The organism is Micromonospora sp. NPDC049175, from assembly GCF_043197345.1.
Lineage (GTDB): Bacteria > Actinomycetota > Actinomycetes > Mycobacteriales > Micromonosporaceae > Micromonospora.
In genome coordinates this window covers 101,676-127,857 of record NZ_JBICSY010000014.1, presented here as the reverse complement: position 1 = coordinate 127,857, position 26,182 = coordinate 101,676, and the positions used below count along the sequence as shown (strand labels likewise).

The window sequence follows — 26,182 nt, the reverse complement described above, 5'->3', positions numbered from 1 at the left end:
GGCCGGCCCGCGGCGGGCCCAGACGCCGGGTGGGCCGGCGCGGACGCCCGACCCACCTGCCGCGCCGATCCGGGTCAGATCGTCTGCGGGTCGATGACCCGGACGATGAACCGCCGTTCCCGCAGCGTCTGGACCGTCGGGTGCTCCGGGCCGATCACCTCGGCCAACCGGTCCGCCACGGCGCCGACGTCCTCGGCTCCGGCGGCGCCGTCGCCGGCCCGCCGCGACACCAGGGCGAGATCACCGAGGCAGCGCAACGTGTCGGGATGGTCCGCGCCGATCACCGTGGCCAGCCGGTCGGCGGTCTCCCGCAGCCGGTCCCGAGCCGACTCCCAGTCGTCGTTCTCGGCGAGGCACACCGCCTGGTTGACCTCCGCGGCGAGGGTGTGCGGGTGGTCGGGGCCGAGCACCTTGCGCAGTTCGCCGGCCGCGCGGGAAGCCGACACGAGCGCCTCCGACCTGCGCCCGACCGCGCGCTCCGCGGCGGAGAGGTTGCTCAGCGTCGCCAGGGTGAACGGGTGCTCCGGGCCGAGTCGGAGTTGCTCCTGGTACGCCTGACTCACCGCGGTCATCTCGGTCACCGCCCGGGCCGCGTCGCCGACGGCCAACAGGTTCGCCGCGCGGCTCGACCGACACGCCACCGTGTCCGGGTTGTCCGCCCCGAAGCGTTCGTCGAGCTCCCGGTAGGCCGTCTCGAACATCGGCGCGGCCTCGCTCCCCCGACCGGCGCTGCGCAGTGACACCGCCAGGTTGACCTGGGCGGCGAGACTCTGCCCGTCGTCCGGCCCGAGCACCTCGCAGTACGTTTCGTAGACCGTGCGCAGCAGGGTGGCCGACCTCTCGTACTCACCGGCCTCCCGCAGGTCACTGCCCAGCCGCACCGCCGAGACGAGCGTGTAGGGATGCGTGGGGCCGAGCACCAGCCGCCGCCGCTGGTGCACCTCGTCGTCCCACCGGCGGGCCGACCGGTAGTCGCCCACCAGCCGGTACGAGACGGCCAGGTTGTTCGCCGCGCTCAACGTCCGCGGGTGGTCCTCGCCGAACACCTGCAACCAGGAGGCGTAGGTGGACCGGTCCCGTTCCAGCGCCTCGGCGTAGCGGCCGAGCGCCCGCAGGTCACCGCCCAGGCTGCCGGCGGTCATCAGACTGTGCGGGTGCAGCGGGCCCAGCAACCGGCGTTGCTCGGCGAGCACCGCCTCGTCCAGGTCCCGGGCCTCGTCGAACCGGCCCAGACTCCGCAGGATGTTGGCCCGGTTGAACCGCAGGTGCAGCAACTGTCGGCCCAGCGCCGACACCTCCACCTCGTTGTGCGTGTCACCGAGCCGGGCGCTCCAGGTGTCGTCCACCTCCTGGCTGAACCCGTCGGCCTGGTCCAGGCCGCCGCGCTGCCACAGGTAACGGACCCGGTCGATCAGGAGCTGGCACACCGACTCGTCCGGGCAGGTGAGCGCCTCGGAGACCTCCAGATGCGGCCAGAGCATCCGCAGCCTCGCCCAGGTGGTCGGGTCGTCCACGTCGCCGCGTGGCCGGGACGCGGCCAGCACCAGGTGCACCTGGTGTCGGGCGGCGACGATCTCGTCCTCGGTCATCCGGTCGCGGACCACCGCCTGCAGCAGCCGGTGCACCTGGACCCGACCGCCCTGCACGTCGAGCTTGAGCAGCGCCAGACGGTTGATCTGCTGGACCAGCGCGCCGCGCACGAGCCGCTCCGACACCGACGGGTCGAACGGCACGAGCGCCGCCGCCATCTCGTCGCTGTAGACGAGTTCGAGGGCGATCTCCGGCGCCAGCACCGAGCAGAGCTGCAACAGCCGGTACGCGGCGGGCGCCTGCTCCAGCAGCCGGTTCAGCGACAGGTCCCAGGTGGCCTCCACGGAGAGCGCGCTGGGACCGTGCCGTTCGATCTGCCGCAGATATTCGGCAACCGACGTACCGGTGTCGGCGAGCCACGCGCCCGCCGCGGCCACCGCGATCGGCAGGTCACCGAGCGCCTCGGCCACCCGGTCGGCCTCCTCGGCGCTGATCGTCGGCACCCGCTGGGCGAGGTGCGCCACGCTCTCGGTGCGGTCGAAGACGTCCACCTGGATCGGGTTCGCCCGGTCCCCCCAGGCGCGGTTGCGGGAGGTCAGCAGGACGTGGCCGGGGCCCTGCGGCAGGAAGGGCTCGATCTGGTCGAGCTCCTCGGCGTTGTCGAGCACGACGAGCCACCGCTCGTACGGCTCCCCTCGACCCAGCACCTGCAACACCGACCGGACCGTGTCGGGCAGGGTGGGCCCGACCAGGATGCCGAGGCGACCGGCGAGGTCGGCGAGGGCGGTGTCGACGAACTGCGGCGGGTCCGCCACGATCCACCAGACCACGTCGTACGCCGCCCGGAACCGGTGCACGTATTCCAACGCCACCTGCGTCTTACCGACGCCGCCCATGCCCTGCAGGGCGACCGGCAGCACCACCGCGCTGCCCCCGCTCTGCAACTGCGCGCGCAGCCGCGCCAGGTCGTCCTCCCGGCCGGTGAACCGGGCATTCCGGTTGGGGGCGTTGAAGATCAGCGGCTCGGTGCCGGGATAGCGGGTGGCCCCGGCGGCCGGACCGTCCGCCGACGACGGCACCGGACGGCCGACCAACCGCAACACCCGTTCCACGGCGGTCGCGGCGCTCACGTTCACCAGGTTGGTGGAGCTCTGGGCCGGGAACTCGGCCAACGGGCGCAGGTCGGCGACGTACACGGCGAGGGCCGTGGAGCCGGTGCTCGTGTCACGGTCGGGCAGGCCGCCCGACGGCGTCGCCACGTAGGCCGGTGAGACCACCGTCAGCGTGCGCGGCGCGGGCGTACCGGCGGACCCGACGGCGGAGGCGGGCTCCACCACCCGCAGCCCCGCCGAACTGAGCACCCGCTCCAGCCACTCGGCCCAGATGGCGTCCTCCGGCGCGTAGCGGAGCACGATCTGGTCGTCGATCGCCTCGGTACGCCGACGGAAGCGGGCCTTGCCGCGTTCCCGTACCGACTCGTCCATCACCGGCAGCGCGGTCACCTCGCCGTCGGTGAGGATCCCGGTCAGGGTCTCGAACGCGGCCAGCAGCGACGTCGGCGAACCGGGCGGGTCGCCGAAGGTCGCCAGGGTCTCCTCGTACGCGTAGAACGGCCGGTACGGGACCTCGACCGCGGCCCAGTAACGCCGCCGTTCCGCCTCGGTCATGCCCGCCGGCAACCCGGCGAACCGGCGCATGGCCAGCAGGCGACCCGCCTCGGCCCGCTCCTTCTCGGCCTGGTCGACGCGCATCGGCACCGGCAGGACCCGGATGTCGCGCCGCCGGTACCGGTCCCGCACCGAGTGCGCCACCCGGGCCGCCCCGTCGATGCCCTGGTCGCTGAGGGTGAAGCAGTCGACGAGCGTGTCCGGCAGGTGCAGGGTGCAGATGTCGGCGACGTCGCTCAACCCCGTCCGGCTGTCGATCAGGGTGAAGTCGTACTGGCGCTTCATGTCGGCCCGCAGCGCCTCGAAGAACTGCGCCCCGCCCAGCCGGTTGTAGAAGTTGTCCCAGTCCAGCCCGCTCACCGAGACGGCGTAGTCGCTGTTCTGCCGGCCCGCGGAGAGGAAGTCGAGGCCGCCGCCCTCCGGGAAGTTCCAGCGCAACGAGAAGGCGTGCCGCCCGACCCGGGCGTACTGCTCCATCCAGCGGTCCGGCCGGTCGTCGACCCGGGTGGTCTCCCACTCGTAGTCGCGGATCATGTCGATCACACCGCTGGTGCCCTGGATCGCCTCGGCGTCCAGGAACGGATGGAAGAAGCGGTGCAGGCCCGGCGACTCGAGATCCCAGTCGGCGACCAGCACCCGGCGGCCACTGGCCGCGAGGATCCAGGCGACGTTTGCCAGCGCCATCGTCCGGCCCGTCCCACCCTTGAACGAGTAGAACGTGACGACCTGGCCTGCACGATCGTTGTTCATCGGTTTTCTCCGTGGGGACGCAAGGGAGCCGGATCATCAGGCGTGGACGCGGGGTCGGTGGTGGAGCCGGCGGGCGGCAGGCCGTCGCGCAGGCTCGGCACCGGCTGCGGCGGTGGTTCGAAGGGGACCACCGGGCCGTACTTGAGGAACTGGCGGCGGGCCTCGGTGACAAGCGCCGGCATCAGGTCGACGAACTCCGGCATGCTGCACGCCCGCTTCACCTGGGGCAGGCCGGCGTCGTGCAGCAGTCGCGTCACCTCGGTCGCCCACCGGGTCGCGTCCTGGGAGTCGTCGTCGTCGGTGACCACGAGCGGAACGACCCACTCCCGCAGGCCGTGCAGCATGCGGGCGATCAGCGCGGACGCGTCGGGCGCCGCCGCGATCCACGGGTCGACGAGCAGCACCGCCGGCCGGCGTTCGAGCAGACCGGCGGCCTGGGCGAAGTCCTCCGTGCGGGCGGACAGCCCGAGGCGCTCGGCGGTGCTCACCGCGTACTCGGCGGCGGGCAGCTCCTGGCGACTCCCGTACGGCCGCCAGAGCCGGCCGCTGGCCGCGTAGCCGGCCGGGTCCCGCTCGACCGGAAGGCGGTCCCGGGTCGGGGCCAGGACGGCGACCACGAAGTCCGGGTCGGATGGTCCCGGGCGGGTGACCTCGTCGAGGCCGGGCGCGCGGGACGGGCCCAACGGTCGCCGCTCGGCGGTGTGCACGATCCGACTGGCCAGGCGGCTGAGCAGCAGCTCGTACTGCGTCCGGTAGGAGGCCAGCATGCAGAAGGCACGCAGGCCGTCCTCGGCGTACTCCGGGATGTCCCGGCCGAGGTCCAGTGCGCCGTCCAGCTCCGGATGGGCCTCCCACGGGGGGAACGGGATCCACAGCACCGGGGTCAGGTGGCCGGCGGTGCGTCGGGCCGGCCCGGCGGCGGCCAACCGGGCCCGGAAGGACTCCTGCTCCCCCAGCGCCCACGGGCGGCTGAAGTAGCCGGGCGAGTAGAGCGGGACGAAGACCTCGGCGTCACCGAGAGCCTCGGCGAGCGCCGCCTTCCAGTCGGCGCCCAACGGGATGTGCTGGTCGAAGAAGCCGATCCGCATCCCGGCCACCGGTCGCGCCTGGCGGCGCACCTCGTCGGTCAGGTCGGCGAAGAACTGGCCGACCCAGACGTCGGCGTCGGCCCGCGCGCCCGGGGCCGGCGCCGAGTGGGCGTAACTGAGGAAGAAGTACGTCCCTCGTGCCGCCGGTCGGCGGCGGTCCCCCGGCGGGCTCATCCCGGCTCCTCGGCGAACCTGTTGCACAACTCGTCCACACTCGCCGGCACCCAGGGCTCCACCAGGTAGCCGCGGTGGATCGCCACGATCCGTTGCGCGAGCCGCCAGACCACCGCGCGGTACGCGTTCTCCCACTGCATGGTCAGCAAGCCATAGACCCCATCCCGCTGGTAGTGCACCGCGATGTCGGGATCCGGCATGGCGGTCGGGGTGAACCGTTGGATGTCGCGGAGCACCCGGGGCAGCGCGGCGCCGTTGGTCGGCGACCAGGTGACCGGCACGATCGCCGTCTCGTGGACCGAGGCGGTGCTGTGCCGCGGAACGATGCGTCGGCGGGAGAACGCGTCCCACTCGCGACCACACCACTCGCTGCCGAGCAGCGCGCTGGACACCAGTGGCACGAAGACCTGACAGGTGCCGGCGGCCTCGAGGAGCTCCGGACTCCAGCGTTCCCCGCCCGCGATGGAGCTGTCCAGGAAGCCGGCGTCCACCCCGGTCACCGGGCCGACCAGCTCGCTGACGTGGACGGAGAGGTCCTCGAAGAACCGGGAGACGTACTCGGCCGGCTTGCCGGTGGCCCGGCCGACAGGCGCCCTGGAATAGCTGAGGAAAAAGAGCGGGGCGCGCGTTCGGGAGGGTGCGTCCGCTGTGCTCACCGCTGCCCCTCCGCCCTCCCCACGCGGCCGGACCATCAGCGTAGACCCCGCGTCAACGGCGCGCCGCCAGCCGGTTCGCCGCGAACCAGTCGACGGCGAAGTCCACTGTGGCACGTGCCGGCAGCAGCCGCGCGCTGGCCTGACCAACCCGGCCGTGCCGCACGAACGGGGCGTCGTCGAGCGCGGCGCCCACCGTGGGGAAGTCGCGGTCGTCCAGGTCCAGTGCGCGGAAGTCGAGGCGGACCCGGCGCCCCTCGACCAGCCGGAAGCAGCGGTAGTCGCGCTCGGGCGCCGGCACCGGCAGCCGGTACTCGGCCAGATGCAGGGCACTGCACGCCTCGTAGCCGAGGCCGAGCAGCAGAACCTGCCCGTCGGCCGCGTACAGGCCACCGACAGGTGAGCGTTCGCCCAGGTGACAGGTGAGGTCGTGGTCCTCGGTGAGCTGCCGGGCCCGAGGGCCGAGCGCGGCGAACGAGGTCTGGGGATGGTCACTGCGCACGGCGCCGGGGGCACACCTGACGTACTCGGCGAGCGCGCCCATCCGCTGCGAGGGAGTGCTGCGGCGGTCCCAGCCCGGCAGCGCCGCCTCGTACCTGTCGCGCTGCGCCCGGTCCATGCCGGCGACGGCCGCCAGGTGTGCCCGGGAGGTGGTCGAGTTGCCGTCGGTGTGCGTGGGCACCAGCAGCGTGCCGGCGGGGCCGAGGACGTCCCGCAGAGCGCCGGCGAGCGTCGCCGGCCCGTGCTCCAACCGGCCCACCCGACGCAGGCCGCAGTGCACGACGAGGCACGCCCCCGGCTCGACGCCCAACGCACGCAGGTCGTCGGCGAGGCGGGGGCGGCCCAGGGTGCGCTCATCGGGACCCGACACGGGTCTCCCCCAGGGCGTGCCGCAGTTGGCCGACGAACCGCTCACCCGCCGCGGTGAGCGACCCGCTGGCCAGCAGCGCGTCCACGCCATCCCTGGTCCAGGTCAGGTAACGGTCGGCGTGCGCGGACGCGTCACCCCCGCCGCGGGCCGCCCGGGCCTGCCACACCTGGGTGACCGCCAGGTGGGCGTACACCCCGTGCAGGACGCCCTCGGGCGGCCGCGGGTCGGGGCGCCAGGGCACGCTGATCCGGGTGCCCCGGTCGGGTTCGACGAGGTCGCACAGGTCGAGCGCGGCACCGAGCTTCGCGTGCTGCCACTCGTGCACGAGCAGCACCGCCATCGTCTCCGGGTCCGGATCGGCGGTGACCGCGACCGCGCCGAACGCGTGCCGCGCGGTCGCGCTGCGCAGTGGTCTCGCCGGGTCGGGGGCCAGCGGCACGACGACCCGCAGGCCGCCGTCGAGCGCCGCCGCGTGCGCCGGCACGTCCCGGTGCACGACCCGCCAGGCCTCGGCCAGGGTACGCCCCAACGCCCGCGCGACCGGGTCCGCCAGCCGGGGCGCCACCGACTGGCCGTAGCAGTCCCGGTACGGGTCGCCGTCCTCGATCAGCAACCCGCCACCGGACACCGGCACCTCGCGCGCCGGTCGCCAGTCGGCCGACAGCTCGGCCGGGTCGAGGAGCACCGTGCGCTCGGTGGTCCCGCCTCGGACCCGGAACCCACCGGGCCGCACTGTCACCTCGGCGCTCTCCCCCAGGCCGGGCAGCACCAGGCTGCCGAGCGTGGGCAACGTGATCGTGTCGGCGCGTACCGGGACGCGCACCGCGGCCGGGACGCCCGCCCGGACGGCCGCCGCGACGGCGAGCGCCGGCAGCGGGTCGACCGCGGGGCGTTCACCGGGCCGGGCCGACGAGTCGAGGCGATGCACCAGCCAGGGCCGGACGAAGGGGTGCGCCAGGACCGCCCGGACCGCCTCCGGCGCCGTCTGGTCGAGCTGGGCGAGCAGCTCCCAGGCGGTGGTGGAGCCGGCCCGGTCCCGGCAGGCCACCAGCAACGCCCGGGTGATGGAGAGCTGGGTGGCGGCGAGCAGCGCCAGCGTCGGTGTCGACCCGTGGCCGGTGGCCAGGTCGTCCAGCAGCTCGTCGACCGGCGCGGCGGACGGCTCGGCGGACGGCTCTGCGGACGGCTCGTCGACCGGCGGTTCGCTCGTCGGCCGCGGGTACGCGTCGACGCTGTCGATGAGGCGGAGCAGGTCGGCGCAGTACACCGACGGGTTGTCGAAGCCGGAGCCGGTGCGCCAGCGGTGGGCGTACAGGCCCCCGCCGCACCTGTCGACCACCCGGCAGGCCCGGCAGGTCGCGCAGAGCCCGTCGACGCCCTCCTGCCGGACGGCCACCCCGGGGTGCCGGGCCGCCTCGTGCACCGCATGGCCGAACACGTCGAACCCGGTGCCCGCCGCGCCGTGATAGGCGGTCTTCAGCGAGTCGACCTGCTCCCAACTGCCGTCCGCCTCGATCACCAGCACGTCGGCCGGCGCGAGGCCGAACGCCTCGGTGCCACCGCCACCGGGCCGCAACGCCTCGAACAGCCGGATCGACACCGGCCGCCCCTCGTCCACCCACCGCCGGTGCAGCCGTCCCAGCCAGTCCGCGTACGGGGTGGAGCCGGGGCCGGGGCGCTGCGGTGGGTGGTCCCAGGTGGCGTGGGGCAGCAGCAGGTCCACCCGGGGCGGGCTCTCGGCCAGCAGCGCCTCGTACACCCGGTCGGGGTCGTTGCGGACGTCGACGGTGCAGAGGATGCCGGCGTAGCTGGCGTGGTGCTCCGGGCGTCGGAGCAGGGCCAGTGCCCGCCGGACGTGGTCGTGGCTGCTGCCGCCGTGGGCGAAGACCCGGTGGCGGTCGTTCGCGGCGCGGTCGCCGTCGAACGAGACACCGACCCGCACGTCGTAGTCGACGAGGAGGCGGCACAGCTCGTCGTCGAGCAGCACCCCGTTTGTCTGCATCCGCAGGTCGAGCCGCGTCCACGGCGTGATCGCCGTCCGCAGCTCGGTCAGCACCTCGCGCAGCCCGGCGGCACCCAGCAGCAGTGGCTCGCCGCCGTGCAGCACCACGTGCACGACCGGCAGCTCGTGCTCGCGGGCGTGCTCGGCGATGCGGTGCGCGGCGGCCCGGACCGTGGCCGCCGCCATCCGCACCGGCCGACCCCGCCAGGTCTGGTCGGCGTGCTGGTAGACGTAGCAGTGGTCGCAGCTGAGGTCGCACCGGCTGTGCACCTTCAGCACGAACTGGCTGATCGGCCGGCTGGACCCGCCCGCTCCGGGTGGACCGCGCCGGTCGGCCATCAGCTCAGATGGACGAGTTGAAGGCGGCGACGGGCACGCTGCCGGACGGCACGGACTCGTTCACGACGACGCGTCGGCGTACCGCCTCGACCAGATCGGCGTGCTCGGCGGCGATCCGCTCCAGCGGGGTGTGCAGGCAACGGGTGAGGTTGTCGAGGTCGGGACGGGTCGAGCGGGTGGGGGCATGGTCCACAATGAGTCTCCGAGGGCCCGGGCGCGGTGAGCGCGAGCGGCGATAATTGCGCGAAAGGCTCTGGTCCGTGACCAGGATAGACAAATATCGACCCAGTGTCACCGTCGGTACAACCGTCAGCACCGCGGGTGGTGATCCGGGTGCCGGCAGAGGAGGAACCCACATGTGCCGGAGCATCAAGACGCTGCGGGAGCCGTTCACCCCGCAGGTGACCGACGCGGACGTCGAGGCGGCGGCGTTGCAGTACGTCCGGAAGATCTCTGGCTTCCGGGCGCCCGCCGCACACAACGCCGCCGCGTTCGACGCCGCGGTGGCCGCCGTGACCGCGGCGACGCGCGACCTGCTCGACCAACTCGTGGTGCGGGGCGCCGGATCGGGCAGTCCGGACCGGCAGGCCGCCGCCACCACCTGACCGCCGGCGCGGCCCGACTCGCCGGCGCGACACCCGGCCCGCCCCTGGGGCGGGTCAGGCCGCGGCGAGTCGGCCCCGAACCCTGCCGCGGCGAGTCGGCCGCGACCCTGGTACGCGGGTCAGGCCGCCGCGAGCGCCGGGACGACCGTGTCCGGCGCCCAGCGCGACCGGTGGCACTGCGACCAGCCCCGGCAGCCCGGGTCGCCGGCCGTGCAGAGCCGATGCCTGCTGAGCACCTCGCCGTCCTCGGTGTCCCGTACGTCGAAGTGCACCGGACGGACCGTGCCGTCCGGGGCGACGAGCAGGTGCCGGCCCGCGTCGAGCGTGTCGTCGCGCAACAGGCAGTTGCGGCCCAACAGTCGAGCGAGCGCGGCGATGCTGGCGTGCTCGGGGAGTTGCTCGGGCACCCCGTAGCAGTCCACGACCGTCGCGAACTCGCCCGGCGCCTCCCAGACGTCGCACACCACCGCGTACGCCGGCAGCCGGGCCGGGTCGGCCACCGCCAGCGGCATCACCACCCGGCCGAGCGCCTCGGCCAGCGCCGGGTAGACCTCCACGGGTCGAGCCCCGTCGATTCTCCAGTTCCACAGCTCGGTCATTCCGCCTCCTCGCTGCGTTCGTCCCACCGGCCTCCGGATCGGGCCTTACACACGATGGTGGGGGGCATTTGACCCCAGGCGGGGGCAAGTTACCGGTCTGTGACCATTCCGGGCAAAATTTCCCTGAGCCACATTGCTCGGAGTAGCGGGAAGGTGACAGTTTATCGGCTATGGTGCGCCAACCGCACCACCAGGACCGCGTGTCCGGCGAGCGGGTCTCGCGTGTCCGGCGGGCGGCGACCGCCGCCTCCCCGGCGCCGAGCTGCGGAAAGGCTCAGCGCAGGACGACGAGGTGCTCGCCGCGCGGCAGCAACTCACCCACCACGGGAGCACCCAGAACCTCGCCGGCGACCAGCAGGCCGCCGGAGGTCTGCGCGTCGGCCAGCAACAACCGCTCGTCCTCCCCCACGGCGCCGAAATCCGTCCACGGCGTCACCCACTCCAGATTGCGTCGGCTGCCGCCGCTGACGTACCCGTCGCGCAGCGCCTCCCGGGCACCCGCCAGGTAGGGCACGCGAGCCGCGTCGATGGCCACCGTGAGCTGGCTGGCCCGGGCCAGTTTCGAGGCGTGCCCGAGCAACCCGAACCCGGTCACGTCGGTGCCACAGCGGATGCCGGCGGCGACCGCCGCGCGGGCCGCGTCCCGGTTGAGCGCGCTCATCGAGGCCACCGCCTCCGGAAAGCTCTCACCGGTGGCCTTGTGTCGGGTGTTGAGCACACCCACCCCGAGCGGCTTCGTCAACGACAACGGCACCCCGGCCACCCCGGCGTCGAGAGTGATCAGTTCCTCCGGACGGACCGTGCCGGTGACCGCGAGGCCGTACTTCGGGCCGTCGTCGTCCACGCTGTGGCCGCCGGCCAGGTGACAGCCGGCCTCCCGCGCCACGTCCTGGCCGCCGCGCAGGACCTCGCCGGCCAACTCCATCGGCAGCACGTCGCGCGGCCAACAGAGCAGGTTGAGCGCGACAAGCGGGGTGCCGCCCATCGCGTACACGTCGGAGAGCGCGTTGGCGGCGGCGATCCGACCCCAGTCGTACGCGTCGTCGACCACCGGGGTGAAGAAGTCGGCGGTGGTGACCAGGCCGGTCCGCTCGTCCAGGCGCACCACCGCCGCGTCGTCACCGTGGTCCAAGCCGACGAGCAGCTCCGCGGTGCCGGTGGCCGGGCCGAGACCGGACACCATGATCTCCAGTTCACCGGGCGGGATCTTGCAGGCGCAGCCGCCACCACGGGCGTAACGGGTCAGGCGTACCGGTTCGGTCATCCCCCCATGATCTCGACAACGCGCCACGATCGCCACCGTTGCCACCCGCACAGTGACCGGAATCGGACGCTCGTCGACGATCGTGACCGGTGTTACCGCTCCGTGACCCGCTGAGTTGCATTCCGCCACATCAGGCCGCCTACAGTGGCCGCACCGGGGGTCAACCGACCCCGATCCGGGAGACGACAGGGGACGGTGGACGACGTGACGACGGGCGAACCGCTCATCGTGCTGGACGCGGTCAACAAGTGGTTCGGACCGCTGCACGTGCTGGACGACGTCTCATTGTCGGTGGGTCGGGGTGAGGTGGTCGTGGTGATCGGCCCGTCCGGCTCCGGCAAGTCGACGCTGTGTCGCGCCATCAACCGGCTGGAGCCGATCAACTCCGGCACGATCATCTTCGACGGCCAGCCGCTGCCGGCCGAGGGCAAGCCCCTCGCCCGACTGCGCAGCGAGGTGGGGATGGTCTTCCAGTCCTTCAACCTCTTCGCCCACAAGACCATCCTGGAGAACGTCACCCTCGGCCCGATCAAGGTCCGCAAGGAGAAGCCGGCCGCCGCCCGCGAGCGCGGCCTGGCCCTGCTCGACCGGGTCGGCATCGCCAACCAGGCCGACAAGTTCCCGGCCCAGCTCTCCGGCGGGCAGCAGCAGCGGGCGGCCATCGCCCGCGCCCTGGCCATGCAGCCGAAGGCGATGCTCTTCGACGAGCCGACGAGCGCTCTCGACCCGGAGATGGTCGGCGAGGTGCTGGACGTGATGACCTCGCTGGCGCGCGACGGCATGACGATGGTCGTGGTCACCCACGAGATGGGCTTCGCCCGGCACGCGGCCAACCGGGTCATCTTCATGGCCGACGGCAAGCTCGTCGAGGACGCCTCCCCGGCGGAGTTCTTCGAGAACCCGCGCAGCGACCGGGCGAAGGACTTCCTCTCCAAGATCCTCACGCACTAGGCGTCCGTAGTGGAGCGCGCCGACCACCGGCGGGCTTCTGAAAGAAGGAGAAGAGTATGCGTATGAAGCGCGTGGCGGCGGTCGCCATGATGGCCTCCCTCGCCCTGTCGGCCGCGGCCTGCGGCAAGGAGGGTGAGCCGACCCCGAGCGCGGGCGGCAGCGCCCCCGGTGGCGCCCAGTCCGACACCTGCAAGAGCTCCGGCGCGACCTTCACCCCCAAGACGGACGCGGCCGTCGCCGGCAGCCCGACCTTCGAGAAGATCAAGTCGGCCGGCAAGGTCTCCGTCGGCGTCAAGTTCGACCAGCCGAACCTCGGCTACAAGGACGCCCAGGGCAAGCGCTGCGGCTTCGACATCGAGATCGCCCAGTACGTGGCCAGCACGCTGGGCATCGACCCGGCGAAGATCGAGTACAAGGAGATCGCGTCGGCCAACCGGGAGACCGCGATCAAGGGTGGTGAGGTCGACTACTACGTCGGCACCTACTCGATCACCGACAAGCGCAAGAACGACATCTCCTTCGCCGGCCCGTACTTCGTCGCCGGCCAGGACCTGCTGGTCCGCAAGGACGAGACGTCGATCACCGGCAAGGACACCATCAAGGGCAAGAAGGTCTGCTCGGCCACCGGCTCGACGCCGATCCAGAAGGTCCGTGACGAGGGTCTGACCGAGGCGAACAACATCGTCGAGTTCAAGACCTACTCGGAGTGCGTCTCGCAGCTGCTCGACAAGAAGGTCGACGCCGTCACCACCGACGACGCCATCCTCAAGGGCTTCGCGGCCCAGAGCCCGAGCGAGCTGAAGGTGGTCGGCAAGCCGTTCAGCACCGAGAAGTACGGCATCGGCCTGCCGAAGGACGACAAGGCGCTGCGCGACTACGTCAACAACCAGATCGAGGCGTCGTTCGGCAACGGCACCTGGCAGAAGATCTACGACGGCACGCTCGGCCTGTCCGGCTCGGCGGGCGCCCCGCCCACCCTTGAGCGGTACTGACCGACCGGCTCGACACGAGTAGCGGCGCCGGGCGGGGCTCGTCCCCGCCCGGCGCCCGTCCGAGGACTGAGAGCGAGGCATGGGCGAGTTCTTCCGCGTACTGACGGACAACGGGCAGCTGTTCGTTGAGGGGTTCACCAACACCGTCAAACTTTTCCTGATCGCCGCGGTCGGCAGCCTCGTCCTCGGCACGTTGCTCGGCGCGATGCGGGTCTCCCCCGTGCCGGCGCTGCGCGCGTTCGGCGCCACGTACGTCAACCTGGTGCGCAACACCCCGCTGACGCTTGTCTTCGCGTTCCTCGTGTTCGCGGTGCCGAAGCTCGACGTCAACATCGACTACTTCGCCAGCGCCGCCATCGCGCTTACCGTCTACACCTCCGCGTTCGTCTGCGAGGTGATCCGCTCCGGCGTCAACACCGTCGCCGCCGGGCAGGCCGAGGCGGCCCGCGCGCTGGGCATGACCTTCGGTCAGGTGCTCACGCTCATCGTGCTGCCGCAGGCGCTGCGGGCGATGGTCCCGCCGATGATGAGCGTGTTCATCGCGATGCTGAAGAACACCACGATCGCCGCCGGTTTCTCGGTGCTGGAGGCCGGCGCGATCCCCGCCTACATGGCGGAGCGGGGCGAGCCGCAGTTCGCCGTCCTGCTCTGGATCACCATCGGCTTCCTGATCCTGGTCCTGCCGCTGGTGGCGTTGCAGCGCTTGCTGGAGCGTAAGTGGAGGGTGGCCCGATGAGTGAGCTGGCGAGCCCGACGGCCGCGAACGGAAGGTGGCTGAGTTGAGCCAGGCGTCGATCCTCTACGACCTGCCCGGGCCGCGTGCCAAGCGGCGCAACGCGATCCTGGGCGTCCTCTCCACCGCCGGCATCATCGCCCTGCTCGCCTACATCGGCTACAAGTTCGCCGACACCGGCCAGTTCGAGGCCCGCAAGTGGGAGCAGTTCCAGTACGCCTCGGTGCAGCGCGAGCTGCTCGGCGGCCTGTGGGCGACGCTGAAGGCCGCCGGCATCGCCGCGGTCCTGGCGTTGCTCTTCGGCGCGTTCTTCGCCAGCGCCCGGTTGAGCGACAAGTGGATCCTGCGCACCCCGGCCACCTTCGTGGTCGAGCTGTTCCGGGCGATCCCGCTACTGATCCTGATCTTCTTCGGCTACTACGTGCCGTTGCAGTACGGCTGGTCGATCGACAAGCTGTGGGCGCTCGTCATCGGGCTGATGCTCTACAACGGCTCGGTGCTCGCGGAGATCTTCCGCGCCGGCATCAACGCGGTGCCGTACGGGCAGACCGAGGGCGGGTACGCGATCGGCCTGCGCAAGAACCAGGTGCTGCGGCTGATCCTGCTGCCGCAGGCGGTCCGCTCGATGCTGCCGGCGATCGTCAGCCAGCTCGTGGTGCTGCTCAAGGACACCGCGCTGGGCTTCATCATCACGTACCCCGAGCTGCTCTTCGTGGGTAAGCAGATCGGCGGCCGGTTGCCTTTCGGGCTGCCGTACGTGCCGGCGTACCTCGTCGTGGGGGCGATGTACATCACGATCTGCGGTGCGCTGTCGGCCCTGGCCTGGTGGTTGCAGAAGCGGATGGGTCGCACCCCGCGGACGGCCGCGAAGGTGGTGCCGTCCCAGGATGTCGGCGACGCCGCCGGCCGGATGATCTGACCGGCGCTTCTCGTGAGATCGGGGTGTCCCCTCCGTGGGGACACCCCGATCTTGCTGAACTCGTGAGGATCGGGCCGGTCAGCGGGCGATCTCGGTGACCCGGGACTCGCGGACCACCGTGACCCGGATCTGACCCGGGTAGGTCAGCTCCTCCTCGATCTGCTTGGCCACGTCGCGGGCCAGCACGGCCGCACCGATGTCGTCCACGTCGTCCGGCTTGACCATCACCCGGATCTCCCGGCCGGCCTGCATGGCGAAGACCTTGTCCACGCCGAGCTTGCCGGCCGCGATCTCCTCGATGCGCTCCAGCCGCTTGACGTACGCCTCCAGGCTCTCCCGGCGCGCGCCCGGCCGACCACCGGAACAGGCGTCGGAGGCCTGGGTGAGCACGGCCTCGATGGTCTGCGGCGGCACCTCGTTGTGGTGCGCCTCGATGGCGTGCACCACGTCCTCGTGCTCGCCGTACTTGCGGGCCAGGTCCGCGCCGATGATGGCGTGGCTGCCCTCCACCTCGTGGGTGAGCGCCTTGCCGATGTCGTGCAGGAACGCCGACCGCTTGATGATCGGCACGTCCAACCGCAGCTCGGCGGCCATGATGCCGGCGATGTGCGCGGTCTCCACCAGGTGCTTGAGCACGTTCTGCCCGTACGAGGTGCGGTAGCGCAGGCGACCGAGCAGGGCCACCAACTCCGGGTGGATCTCGGTGATGCCGACCTCGACCAGGGCGTCCTCGGCGGCGCGGAGGCAGAGCTGCTCCACCTCCTGCCGGGCCAGGTCGTAGACCTCCTCGATCCGGTGCGGGTGGATCCGCCCGTCCAGGACCAGCTTCTCCAGGGTCAACCGACCCACCTCGCGGCGGACCGGGTCGAAGCAGGAGAGCAGCACCGCCTCGGGGGTGTCGTCGATGATCAGGTTGACGCCGGTCACCGACTCGAAGGCGCGGATGTTGCGCCCCTCCCGGCCGATGATCCGCCCCTTCATCTCGTCACCGGGCAGGTGCAGGACGCTGACCACGCTCTCCGCGGTCTGTTCGCTGGCCACCCGCTGGATCGCGTCCACCACGATGTGGCGGGCCCGCTGCTCGGCGGTGTTGCGCGCATCGGACTCGATGTCGCGCACCAGCAGCGCCGCCTCCCGCTTGGCCTGGGTCTCGATCGCCTCGACCAGCTCCAGTCGGGCCGCGTCGGCGCTGAGCCCGGCGACCCGCTCCAACTCCCGGCGGCGCAGTTCCTCGGACTCGGCGAGCTCGGTCTCCCGTCGGGCCAGTGCGGACTCCCGGGTGGCGAGTGCCGCACGCGCCTCGGTGAGCTGCCGCTCCCGCTCGGCGAACCGCTCCACCTCCTCGGTGTGCATCCGCTCCCGCTCGTCCATCCGGGCCGCCCGACGCTCCACCTCCGCGGCCTGCTCGCGGGTGGTGGCGGCGAGCACCGCGACCTCCCGCTCACCGCTGCGCCGGGCCGTCGTCCGCAACTGCTCGGCGTCCGCCTCGGCCTGCTTGTGGGCGCGCTCCAGGACGGTGTCCGCCTCGGCGCGGGCATCGTCGAGCACCCGGCGGGCCTCGGCGCGAGCGGCCTTCGCCTCGGCCTTCGCGGCCGCCGCCTCGGCACGGGCCGCCGCAGCCGCGGACTTCGCCACGTCGATCGTGCTGTTCGCCTCGTCGGCCGCGGTCCGCAGGGCAGCGAGGGACTGCTCCTGACGATCCTTCTCGGCGATGAAGGCGGGATCCTCCGGAGCCGGCGCGGCACCCATCCGCCGCAGCGTCCGGATGCCGACAAGCACGGCCCCGATCACCACCACGGCGAGGACGAGGACGGCCGCGAGGAGCACGACGTCGAAGGCGTTCATGCCGGGACCCCGTCGGGTCTACCGATGAACCTGTGCCGCCGCCCCGCCATGGCCGCCTCCCCTAACGTCGAGACCGCAGCGACCGTGCCGGGGCACACTCCTGCGGCTGTGGACGCCCGACCGGAGCGACTGGCCGTGGGGTAGCTCTCTCCGCCGGCGGTGCCCTCGGGCATCGTCGGCGACCGGGTGCAGTTGTCGCGGAGGTCCGGACCGGCCTGTCCAGATCTGCCGCCAAAGGCCGGGAGTCGGCCAAAGTGATGCTGTCTTGTTACGCGATCTATGTTGTGCGCTTAGCCTGCGCTGGTCGGGCAATGTGAGCCTGTATGGCGAGGCTAGGTCGCCGGGGGTGGTCTGGTCAAGGACTCATGATCAAACCCCCCGAACGGAGAGAAGTTGCGTCGTCACGCAACGCTGATGCCGTTGTGGACACGCGGTGACAAACCTGGCGATCCGCCGCCATGAATCCGGATGTCGTGCCTGTTCAGCGACGGCAGCACCCCTCGCCGAGCCAACTGTGTGACACCAGCGACCCCACATCCCCGCCCGACCCTCGTCAGGTTCGCGCCTGACAAGATCCCACTCGTCCCGCCAGGATCGCGCCTCCCCCGCAAGCTCGCGCTCGCCGTGATCGTGCTCGCCGTGATCGCGCCCGCCGTGATCGCACTCGCCGTGATCGCACTCGCCGTGATCGCACTCGCCGTGATCGCGCTCGCCGTGATCGCGCTCGCCGTGATCGTGCTCGATCCAGGAAATAGTGGTCTCACCGCGCGAGGACCCAACTACATCCTGGATCGAGCACGATCTTGGCCGGCGGTCCAGCGGACGCCAACGGCCCAGCGGACGCCAACGGCCCAGCGGACGCCGACGGCCCAGCGGACGCCGACCGCCTAGCAGACGCCGGCCGCCCCAGCACGGCAGCGCACCCAACACGGCAGCGCACCCAACACGGCAGCGCACCCAGCACGGCGGCGCGCCCTCAGCACGACGCCGAGCGCCCAGTACGGCAGCGCGCGCAGCACGACACCGGCCGCCCCAGCGCGACGCCGGCCGCCCCAGCACGGCAACCCGTCCAGCACGACAGCGCCCAGCAGGGCGGCGCGCTCAGTGGGCGCCGGCCGCCAACGCGGCGGTGACCAGCGCGGCGTTGTGCGGTGCTGGTGTGCCGTCGGGCAGCAGGAGTGTGTCCTCCAGGCCGATCCGGGTGTGCAGACTGCGGCTGACCGCGTCGGCGAGCACCGCCCAGGTGGCCGGCCCCTCGGCGTGCAGGAGCACCGGTGGGGTCCCCCGCGCCGGCAGGGCGGCGAGGATCCGCGCCGCGTCGGCCACCGCGACCGGCACCTCCTCGGCCATGCACTCCACGAGGATCCGGCCGGCCGGCACCCGCCACCTCCGGTACGCCTCGACGGCGTCGAGCGTCCAGAGCCCCACCTCGACGAGCACACCCCGCTCGTGCAGGGCTGCGGCGACGGCCTCGGCACCGGCCTCGTGCGCGTTGACCGAGGCGAAGTCGGGCAGCACCGACCAGGCCCGGACGGCTGCCACCCGGTCGGCCGGGGCCGGCGCGATCCAGGCGCCGGTGCTCACCCCCACCGGCAGCCCCGGCTGGGTGGCGCGGATCGCGGTGAGCGCGTCGGCGATCACCTCTGGGCGCAGCGACTCGGCACCCGACGCCTCACGGGGATGGACGTGCACGGCCGCGACGCCGAGCGCCGCGCAACGGGCCGCGTCGGCGGCCAACTCCGCAGGCGTGATCGGCACCGCCGGGTGGACGTCGCGGCCGCGTCCACCGTTCAGACACGCCTTCACCATCGGACCACCCCACAGCGCCCAGCGCGACTCTCACCCGATCGAGCGGTTGTCGCGATCCACCTCGCCCTCGCCCTCGGCTTCGGCGAGCGCGTCGGCGTCGATCTGCTCGGCGAACTCGGCCGCCTCGGCGCTCTGCGAGGCCAACGCGTCCTTCACTGCGCGGATCGCCACACCGGGCGGGTAACCCTTGCGGGCCAACATGCCCACCAGCCGGCGGAACACCGCGTCCGGCTCGCCTCGGGCGGTGCGCAGTTTGCGCTCCACCAGGGCGCGGGCGGTGTCCGCCTCGGTCTCCTCGTCCAGCTCACCGAGCGCCTCGGTGGCCACCTCGCCGTCCACGCCCTTGCGGCGCAGCTCGTTGGCGAGCGCCCGGCGGGCCAGCCCACGCCCCGAGTGCCGGCTGGACACCCAGGCCCGCGCGAACGCGGCGTCGTCGATGATGCCGACCTCGTCGTACCGGTCGAGCACCTCGGCCGAGACCTCCTCGGAGATGCCCCGCTTGGCCAGCGCACCGGCCAGCTCGGCCCGGGTGCGGGGCCGGACCGCGAGCTGCCGCAGGCAGATCTCGCGGGCCACTTCCGACTCGTCACGAGGGGGAGACTCGACCGCGTCGGTCTCGGCGGAGCGTCCACGGCGACCCTGGCGGGGGCGCGGCGCATCGGTGGCGTCGCCCGTACGGGGTGGGCTGGCATCCCAGCCCCGCCCCGTACGGGCGCGTCGTCCTGCCATGGGTCAGCGACCGGTCAGAAGTCGACAGGCGGCAGCTCGGGGCCACCGGCGGCGTCACCCGCACCGACACCGACGCCGAGCTTCTCCAGGATCTTCTTCTCGATCTCGGCGGCCACGTCCGGGTTCTCCTTCAGGAACTCCCGGGCCTTCTCCTTGCCCTGGCCGAGCTGGTCGCCGTCGTACGTGTACCACGCTCCGGACTTGCGGATGATCGCCTGCTCCACGCCGACGTCGATCAGCGAGCCCTCGCGCGAGATGCCCTTGCCGTACATGATGTCGAACTCGGCCTGCTTGAACGGCGCGGCGACCTTGTTCTTCACGACCTTGACCCGGGTGCGGTTACCGACCACGTCGGTGCCGTCCTTGAGGCTCTCGATGCGTCGCACGTCGAGCCGGACCGAGGCGTAGAACTTCAGCGCCCGACCACCTGTCGTGGTCTCCGGGCTGCCGAACATGACGCCGATCTTTTCCCGCAGCTGGTTGATGAAGATGGCAGTGGTGCCGGTGTTGCTGAGCACACCGGTGATCTTTCGTAGTGCCTGGCTCATCAGCCGGGCCTGGAGACCCACGTGGCTGTCGCCCATCTCGCCCTCGATCTCGGCGCGCGGCACCAGGGCCGCCACCGAGTCGATCACGATGATGTCCAGGGCGCCGGAGCGGATCAGCATGTCCGCGATCTCCAGCGCCTGCTCGCCGGTGTCCGGCTGCGAGACCAGCATCGCGTCGGTGTCGACGCCGAGGGCCTTCGCGTACTCCGGGTCGAGCGCGTGCTCGGCGTCGATGAAGGCGGCGATGCCGCCGTTGCGCTGGGCGTTGGCCACCGCGTGCAGTGCCACCGTGGTCTTACCGCTGGACTCGGGACCGTAGATCTCGACCACCCGGCCACGCGGCAGACCGCCGATGCCCAACGCCACGTCGAGCGCGATGGAGCCGGTCGGGATGATTGCGGTCTGGACGACCGGCCGGTCACCCAGCCGCATCACCGAGCCCTTGCCGAATTGCTTGTCAATCTGAGCGAGAGCTAGGTCGAGTGCCTTCTCCCGGTCAGGCCCTGCTGCCATGGTTGCCACCCCTGCCTTCGCCGGCGTCTTTGCTGAGCTTCGCGTCACGCGGACACGCTAGGCGCTGGGTCCGACAGAAAACCAGCCGACGGGCCGCGAGCTGTGGACGAGCACCCCGCTGTGGACAATAGCCGAACAGGTGTACGACTAGACAAGCGACACGCGGAAGCGGCGAAAAGGCTGCTCAGCGTAGTCGGGCGGGTACGCGGTCGGGGTACGCGGCACAAACCGCCCGCCACACCACGTGCGTCTGCTCCCCCGACGCCAGTGCCTGCTCGATGGTCCGTCCGCCGAGCTGCGACAGCACCTGATCGCGGGCGATGCTGGCCGCGTAGCCGGGCCCGAACGCCTCGTCAAGGCGCGTCCAGAAGTCGGTCAGCCGCACAGTGATCAGCCCTCCTCGTCCGGTGCCCCGGTCGGCACCGGCCGCAACGCTAGCGCCACCAGGGGCACCACCGCGACCGCCGCGAGCAGGGTGAGCACGGGATATCCGGCGGACTGCATGACAAACCCGCTGACCACGGCGGCCCCGGCCCCGGCCAACCCCATGATCAGGTCGGAGAACCCCTGGACACTCGGCCGCACACCGGCCGGCACCGACTCGGACAGCAGCGTCGAGCCGGCCACCATCGTCCCCGACCAGCCCAGGCCGAGCAGGACCAGACCCACCGACAGCCGGGGTGTGTGGTGCCCGGCGGTGCCGGCGACCGCGCAGGCGGCCAGCAACAACCCGACCCCACCGAGGATCACCGCCCGCCGGCCGAGCCGGTCGGTGAGCCAGCCGACCACCGGGGAGAACGCGTACATGCCGGCGATGTGCAGGCTCAACACGATGCCGACCAGCCGCAGCACGTCGGCGTCGGCGTGCGACTCGCCGAGCCGGACCGGCGTCATCGCCATCACCGCCACCATCACCAGGTGACCGATCGCCACGGCGGCGATGCCGAGCCGGGCGGCCGGCCGCCGGCGTACCACCGACCAGGCCGCCCACACCCCGGCGCCGCGCGCCGCGCGCACCCGGACCGGCGCGGCGACCGGCGTCCCACCGCCACCGGCCGCCGGCGTCCCGGCCGCCACGGCGGTCCCCCGCGCCTCGGCGGCCACGAAGGTCCCCGGCGCCTCGGCCGCCACGGCGGTCCCCGGCGTCTCGGCCGCCACGGCGGTCCCCGGCGTCTCGGCCGCCACGGCGGTTGCCCGCGCGTCGGCCGCCGGCGGTGGGCCGGCGACCGGCGCGGCGTCCGCCGCGAGCCGCCGCGCGGTGAGCAGCGGGTCGGGCCGGAGCAACCCGAGGAGTACGGCGGCGGCCAGCACGAACGCGACCGAACTGAACGCGAACGGCCCGGCCAACGGGGGCAGCCCCCACCCGGTGGTGACTCGGTCGGCCAGCGCGGCGAAGTTCGGCGCGGCCACCGCGCCGATGGTGGTGGCCCAGACGATCAGCGAGAGCTGCCGCCCGCGGCGGACCGGCTCGGCGAGATCCACCGCCGCGTAGCGGGCCTGAAGGTTCGCGGCGGTGCCGCCACCGAAGAGCAGCATCCCGAGGAAGAGCAGCGGCACCCAGCGGGTGGCCGCGGCCAGCACCACGAGCACGCCGCCGACGGCGCCGATCGCGTACGCCAGCACCAGGCCGGGCCGACGACCGTGCCGCGCCATGATCCGGGTGACCGGGACGGCGAGCAGCGCCGCGCCCACCACCCCGGCGCTCTGCGCCACACCGGCCATCGCGGTGCCGGCGATCCGCGCGGCGAGCAGCGCGCCCACGGCGATGCCGATGGTCACGCCGATGCCGCCGACGATCTGGGTGGAGAAGAGCAACCGCAGGGTACGACGCTGGATCGACGCGACGTCGGGTCGGGCGGCGGTACGCGGCGCGGTCAGGTCGGTGGCCATCGGCGCTCCTCGGGAAGGGGTAACCCATCCTCGCGCACCCGCCCCGACCAGCGGCAGTGGGTTTTGCCGACAGCCGCCAGCCGCCCGCCGCCCGCCGCCCGCCGCAAGATCGTCGCAACTTCGGTGAAACTGCTGTCTCAGCGCGCCGGGAGGCAGCACTTTCCCCGAAGTTGCGCGGCCATGGGTTCGTGCGCGGGGGCGGGCACCGGGGGTCGTCCTACTCGCGCGGTGGTGGTGGGTTGGGCACGGCCAGCAGGGCTGCGAGCCGGCGGATCCGGGTCAGCGTGAGCGCGGCGACGGCCACACTGACGGCGGCGACCACGCCGAAGGTCACCGCGAAGCCCTCGTTGTCGGCGGTGAGCAGGGCGAGCAGGATCAGCCCGAGGGAGATGCCCAGGATGGGCAGCAGCGCCGCCCAGGTGGCCCGCCGCTGCCCCGCGAGGTAGGTGGGCAGTTCGGCCCGTACCGCGTCGTCCTCGGGCACGCTGCCGGTACGCAGTGCCTGGCGCAGCGCGTGCCCCTCGGGATCCTGCCGGGCCGCGCCCACGATCCCCCGCGTCAAATAGATCGAGGGGCCGATCCAGACGGTGTTCAGGGCGGCGCCGAGCACGGCCTCGTCAAGTGACTCCTGTCGGTCGAGGAGCCAGCGCAGCGGCAGCCCGACGACCACCGCCATCGGCACCCAATAGAGGGCCATGAGCTGCAAACCGGGCGCCAGATTGAGGAACCGATTCCATCTCTCGCGACGGCCGGCGGCCACCGGCGGCGCACCCGCACGACGTTCCTCGTTGTCAACGTCCATCGACACCCGTTACCCACTCGGGCGATCCGCGACGCACTGTCAATCGTGGACAGTATCCGTTCGCGCGAACGGAAATTGTCCACGATCTGGACGGTGCGGGCTAGCCGGCCATCACCCGCTGGTGCAGCGCGGAGACCGCCGACCGGGCCGCCACGAACGCGCCGTGCTGCCAGGCCACCTCGTGGCTCAGCCAGTCCCCGGCGAAGTAGACCCGCCCCGCCGGCTGGAGCAGCAGGTTGTATCCGGGCGTGCCGTACCGGGGCGAGGTCCAGGCGCCCTCGATGTAGCGGGTCCGGTCCCAGGCGTGCGAGTACGAGGTGGCCAACTCGGTGCGGTACTTGTCACCGTGGATCTTCACACCCTGGCTGACGGCGCGCTCGCTGCGCTGCTCCGGCGCGAGCCCGCTGTACGCCCTGGCGTTCGCCCCGGTGTTGTAGTAGCCGACGACCAGGCCGCGCCTGCCGTGGAAGCCGTGCGACGGGTACCAGATGTGCGACAGGTCCAGGTCGGTCTCGGTGATGCCGCCGTAGATCCGCTGGTCGGTCTCCCACCAGCGGCTGCGGTATTCCAGGCCGATCTTCCCGGCGGCGGTGACCGGGAAGTCGGCCAGAGCGGCGGTCACCTCGGCGCCGAGATTGTGTGGCACCCGGGCCATCAGGTGCGGCGGCAGCGCCGCCACGCAGTAGTCGGCGGTGATCTGCGACTGCCGGCCACCCTGCCGGTAGGTCACCTCGACCCGGCTGCCCCGGTCGGTCACCCCGGTCACCTCGGCGTTGAGGCGTACCCGTCTCGTGCCCACGGCCTTGGCCAGGGCCCGCGGGATCTGGTCCATCCCGCCGACCGGCTGGAACATGAGCATGGCCTGGTCGTAGCCGAGCTCGAACGAGAAGTACCTGCCCACGTTGCTGGCGAAGACGTCGGAGAGCGGCGGCGGCGAGCCGAGCAGGGCGCCCACGTCGTTGCCCGCGCCCGGATACCCGGAGAACCCGCGCCGGTTGGTCCCCGTGTACGCCCACTCGCTGGCCCGCCCGCCGATCGCGCCGAAGCTCTGCAGGAACGACAGCAGCCGGTCGCGGTCGTCGGTGGTCAGCCGGCTGTCCAGCGCACCCTGGTCGGTGGCCTTCGCGAGCAGTTCCGAGACGTAGCCGTACACGTCCGCCTTGGCGGTGCGGTAGCGGATCGGCTCGGTCATCCCGGCGGACTCGTTGTAGATCCAGGCGTCGGCGTTCTGGTTGGTGAAGACCTCGATGGGTACGCCGAGTTCCCGGCAGTAGTCCATGGTGACCATCCACTGCGCGATCCGACCCGGCCCGGCGTTGAAGTAGACCCCGTCGGAGAAGCCGGCCCGCTGGGTGCGTCCGTCGAGGTCGGTCTCGACGTCGCCACCGCGGATGGTCAGGTTCCGCCCACCGACGCGGTGCCGGGCCTCCAGGATCGTGCAGTCATAGCCTGCCTTGCCCAACTCGTACGCGGTGGTGAGCCCCGCGATGCCGCCGCCGAGGACGACGACGCTGGCGCCCGACCGCCCGGTGAGGGTGAAGTCAGATCGCTCCGGCGCCCGGAATGAGGGGAGCACGGATCCGGCCGCGCTGGGAGCGAGCCCCATGGCGCCCATCGTGGCGAGCATCGCGCCGGCACCGCCGCTGACCCCGACCGCCCGCAGGAACCCACGCCGGCTGACCATCGACTGTGTCTGATCGCTCATAACGGCCTCCCCTACAAGATCGACTCGCATGAGTCTGCAGAGGACCTGTTACGCGCGTCGCGCATTGTCGTTTCTGGCGGGTATCGCCTCGATACCCGACCGCTGTGGCACTTTTCGACAGGCCGTCGGTCAGCTACTCGGGCAGGGCGCGGGCGACGACGGTGAGGTCGGCGACCAGTCCCTCGTACGCCTTGTCCTGATCGTCGGCCCGCAGCACCGCGGACGGGTGGATGGTGGCCAGCAGTCGCGCCGTCGGCACGTCGGCACGCTTTCCGGAGTTGTCCACCGGCACCCGCTGGAAGTCCTCCGGGTGCTGTGCCGACTCGGGCCAGGGCAGCAACTCACCCCGCTGCCGGGTGACCCGGAAGGACGGGCCGAGCAGCGCCTTGGCGGCGGTGGCGCCGAGCACCACCACGACCTCCGGACGCAGCCGGGCGAACTCGCCGACAAGCCAGGGCCGGCAGGCGGTGATGTGCACCTGGTCCGGCGTCTGGTGGATCCGCCGCTTGCCGCGTAGAGAGAACCGGAAGTGCTTCACGGCGTTGGTCAGGTAGAGGTGACCCGGCTCCAGCCCGGCGTCGTCGACGGCACGTCGCAGCAGCCGTCCGGCGGGGCCGACGAACGGCAGCCCTTTCTGGTCTTCCATGTCACCGGGCTGCTCACCGACGAGCACCACCCGGGCGCTCTCGTCGCCCCGACCGAAGACCGTCTGCGAGGCGTCGCGGTACAGCTCGCAACCCCGGCAGCCACCGGCCGCGGTGCGCAGGTCATCGATGGTGTCAGCGTCGGGCGGGATGAACCGCTGGGCGCCCGGAGCGCTCCCGGTCTGCTCGGCCATGCCGACTGTTATATACCCGTCAGGCACCCCGCGCCCGGTACGTCCACGGCGCGGTGCCGCGACGCCGCGCGCCTTCGACGAGGGCGCGACGCGCTCCCGGCCATGCCAGGTGGTCGGCGACGCGATGCCACCCCGCAGGCGTCAGTACCCGTTACCGCCGCCGTCCCCACCGGACGCGATCGCGATCAGCACGATAATGATGATGATGATCGCCACTGCCACCGCGATCCAGACGCCCTTACGTGCCCCACCTGAAGCCATGACCCCACCTCCGGCGCCCCGCATACCCGCCTCGTCCGCCCCGAATCCCCGCGATCTTGCACTTTCTGCCCGGGCAAACGCGGCATTAATCGACATATCGACGAC

General features: G+C 72.1%; 23 protein-coding genes. 6 read left to right on the top strand and 17 right to left on the bottom strand.

All coding sequences use genetic code 11. The features are described from left to right. Positions 1 to 74: 74 nt before the first annotated feature. Genes fxsT through ACGFH8_RS33715 form a run of 6 tightly spaced genes read right to left on the bottom strand, consistent with a single transcriptional unit; the run spans position 75 to position 9,267 of the window. Positions 75 to 3,947: an FxSxx-COOH system tetratricopeptide repeat protein gene (gene fxsT, locus ACGFH8_RS33740; protein ID WP_393375412.1), complete on the bottom strand. Its 3,873-nt coding sequence runs from the start codon at positions 3,945 to 3,947 to the stop codon at positions 75 to 77. Further along, the gene (locus ACGFH8_RS33735; RefSeq protein ID WP_393375409.1) at positions 3,944 to 5,209 is read right to left on the bottom strand and encodes a TIR-like protein FxsC; all 1,266 of its coding nucleotides are present in this window, start codon (positions 5,207 to 5,209) and stop codon (positions 3,944 to 3,946) included. Before ACGFH8_RS33735 ends, fxsT begins: the two co-directional genes overlap by 4 nt. Further along, positions 5,206 to 5,865: a TIR-like protein FxsC gene (locus ACGFH8_RS33730; RefSeq protein ID WP_393375408.1), complete on the bottom strand. Its 660-nt coding sequence runs from the start codon at positions 5,863 to 5,865 to the stop codon at positions 5,206 to 5,208. Before ACGFH8_RS33730 ends, ACGFH8_RS33735 begins: the two co-directional genes overlap by 4 nt. Positions 5,866 to 5,917: 52 nt before the next feature. Then, positions 5,918 to 6,733 carry an aminoglycoside N(3)-acetyltransferase gene (locus ACGFH8_RS33725; RefSeq protein ID WP_393375405.1) on the bottom strand — a complete coding sequence of 272 codons (816 nt, stop codon included), beginning with the start codon at positions 6,731 to 6,733 and terminating at the stop codon, positions 5,918 to 5,920. Next, positions 6,717 to 9,074, bottom strand: coding sequence for an FxsB family cyclophane-forming radical SAM/SPASM peptide maturase (locus ACGFH8_RS33720; protein WP_393375402.1), 2,358 nt, complete (start codon positions 9,072 to 9,074; stop codon positions 6,717 to 6,719). Before ACGFH8_RS33720 ends, ACGFH8_RS33725 begins: the two co-directional genes overlap by 17 nt. Before the next feature lie 4 nt (positions 9,075 to 9,078). Continuing rightward, positions 9,079 to 9,267, bottom strand: coding sequence for a hypothetical protein (locus tag ACGFH8_RS33715; protein WP_393375399.1), 189 nt, complete (start codon positions 9,265 to 9,267; stop codon positions 9,079 to 9,081). Positions 9,268 to 9,430: 163 nt separating this feature from the next. Here ACGFH8_RS33715 and ACGFH8_RS33710 point away from each other — a divergent pair, with 163 nt between their 5' ends. After that, positions 9,431 to 9,679 (top strand): DUF2277 family protein, encoded by a 249-nt coding sequence (locus tag ACGFH8_RS33710; protein WP_393375397.1) that lies wholly within the window; start codon positions 9,431 to 9,433, stop codon positions 9,677 to 9,679. A gap of 119 nt (positions 9,680 to 9,798) precedes the next feature. On the opposite strand, the gene ACGFH8_RS33705 is transcribed toward ACGFH8_RS33710, so the two are convergent. Then, positions 9,799 to 10,278: a hypothetical protein gene (locus ACGFH8_RS33705; protein WP_393375394.1), complete on the bottom strand. Its 480-nt coding sequence runs from the start codon at positions 10,276 to 10,278 to the stop codon at positions 9,799 to 9,801. A gap of 274 nt (positions 10,279 to 10,552) precedes the next feature. Next, on the bottom strand, positions 10,553 to 11,542 hold the full coding sequence (gene selD / locus ACGFH8_RS33700) for a selenide, water dikinase SelD (RefSeq protein WP_393375393.1): 990 nt from the start codon (positions 11,540 to 11,542) through the stop codon (positions 10,553 to 10,555). 195 nt (positions 11,543 to 11,737) lie between these two features. Here selD and ACGFH8_RS33695 point away from each other — a divergent pair, with 195 nt between their 5' ends. The 4 genes from ACGFH8_RS33695 to ACGFH8_RS33680 all read left to right on the top strand — a co-directional run bounded on the left by ACGFH8_RS33695 (position 11,738) and on the right by ACGFH8_RS33680 (position 15,137). Then, positions 11,738 to 12,493 (top strand): amino acid ABC transporter ATP-binding protein, encoded by a 756-nt coding sequence (locus ACGFH8_RS33695; protein ID WP_393375390.1) that lies wholly within the window; start codon positions 11,738 to 11,740, stop codon positions 12,491 to 12,493. Between the two features lie 56 nt (positions 12,494 to 12,549). Then, positions 12,550 to 13,485, top strand: a complete 936-nt coding sequence (locus tag ACGFH8_RS33690; RefSeq protein ID WP_393375388.1) for a glutamate ABC transporter substrate-binding protein — start codon at positions 12,550 to 12,552, stop codon at positions 13,483 to 13,485. Positions 13,486 to 13,564: 79 nt separating this feature from the next. Then, positions 13,565 to 14,221 (top strand): amino acid ABC transporter permease, encoded by a 657-nt coding sequence (locus tag ACGFH8_RS33685; protein ID WP_393375385.1) that lies wholly within the window; start codon positions 13,565 to 13,567, stop codon positions 14,219 to 14,221. A gap of 43 nt (positions 14,222 to 14,264) precedes the next feature. Further along, the gene (locus ACGFH8_RS33680; RefSeq protein ID WP_393375382.1) at positions 14,265 to 15,137 is read left to right on the top strand and encodes an amino acid ABC transporter permease; all 873 of its coding nucleotides are present in this window, start codon (positions 14,265 to 14,267) and stop codon (positions 15,135 to 15,137) included. A gap of 78 nt (positions 15,138 to 15,215) precedes the next feature. Here ACGFH8_RS33680 and rny read toward each other — a convergent pair whose 3' ends face one another. Next, positions 15,216 to 16,982: a ribonuclease Y gene (rny, locus tag ACGFH8_RS33675; protein ID WP_393375379.1), complete on the bottom strand. Its 1,767-nt coding sequence runs from the start codon at positions 16,980 to 16,982 to the stop codon at positions 15,216 to 15,218. Between the two features lie 639 nt (positions 16,983 to 17,621). Between rny and ACGFH8_RS33670 the strand changes: the two genes are divergently transcribed. Continuing rightward, positions 17,622 to 17,873 carry a hypothetical protein gene (locus ACGFH8_RS33670; RefSeq protein ID WP_393375376.1) on the top strand — a complete coding sequence of 84 codons (252 nt, stop codon included), beginning with the start codon at positions 17,622 to 17,624 and terminating at the stop codon, positions 17,871 to 17,873. A 210-nt stretch (positions 17,874 to 18,083) separates the two neighbouring features. Here the strand turns inward: ACGFH8_RS33670 and ACGFH8_RS33665 are convergent, their stop codons facing one another. The 8 genes from ACGFH8_RS33665 to ACGFH8_RS33630 all read right to left on the bottom strand — a co-directional run bounded on the left by ACGFH8_RS33665 (position 18,084) and on the right by ACGFH8_RS33630 (position 25,816). Further along, entirely contained in the window at positions 18,084 to 18,791 is a 708-nt protein-coding gene (locus ACGFH8_RS33665) for a 3-keto-5-aminohexanoate cleavage protein (RefSeq protein WP_393375373.1), read from the bottom strand. Positions 18,792 to 18,821: 30 nt separating this feature from the next. After that, positions 18,822 to 19,520, bottom strand: coding sequence for a regulatory protein RecX (locus tag ACGFH8_RS33660; RefSeq protein WP_393375371.1), 699 nt, complete (start codon positions 19,518 to 19,520; stop codon positions 18,822 to 18,824). A 14-nt stretch (positions 19,521 to 19,534) separates the two neighbouring features. Next, positions 19,535 to 20,581, bottom strand: coding sequence for a recombinase RecA (recA, locus tag ACGFH8_RS33655; RefSeq protein ID WP_007456801.1), 1,047 nt, complete (start codon positions 20,579 to 20,581; stop codon positions 19,535 to 19,537). Positions 20,582 to 20,765: 184 nt separating this feature from the next. Further along, a complete protein-coding gene (locus tag ACGFH8_RS33650; RefSeq protein WP_030489422.1) occupies positions 20,766 to 20,966 on the bottom strand; it encodes a DUF3046 domain-containing protein in 201 nt (66 codons plus the stop codon). Positions 20,967 to 20,971: 5 nt separating this feature from the next. Beyond that, entirely contained in the window at positions 20,972 to 22,471 is a 1,500-nt protein-coding gene (locus ACGFH8_RS33645; protein ID WP_393375368.1) for an MFS transporter, read from the bottom strand. Positions 22,472 to 22,688: 217 nt separating this feature from the next. Then, positions 22,689 to 23,273 carry a hypothetical protein gene (locus tag ACGFH8_RS33640; protein ID WP_393375365.1) on the bottom strand — a complete coding sequence of 195 codons (585 nt, stop codon included), beginning with the start codon at positions 23,271 to 23,273 and terminating at the stop codon, positions 22,689 to 22,691. A 100-nt stretch (positions 23,274 to 23,373) separates the two neighbouring features. After that, on the bottom strand, positions 23,374 to 24,978 hold the full coding sequence (locus ACGFH8_RS33635) for a flavin monoamine oxidase family protein (RefSeq protein ID WP_393375363.1): 1,605 nt from the start codon (positions 24,976 to 24,978) through the stop codon (positions 23,374 to 23,376). A gap of 133 nt (positions 24,979 to 25,111) precedes the next feature. Then, on the bottom strand, positions 25,112 to 25,816 hold the full coding sequence (locus tag ACGFH8_RS33630) for a UdgX family uracil-DNA binding protein (protein WP_393375361.1): 705 nt from the start codon (positions 25,814 to 25,816) through the stop codon (positions 25,112 to 25,114). Positions 25,817 to 26,182: the final 366 nt, after the last annotated feature.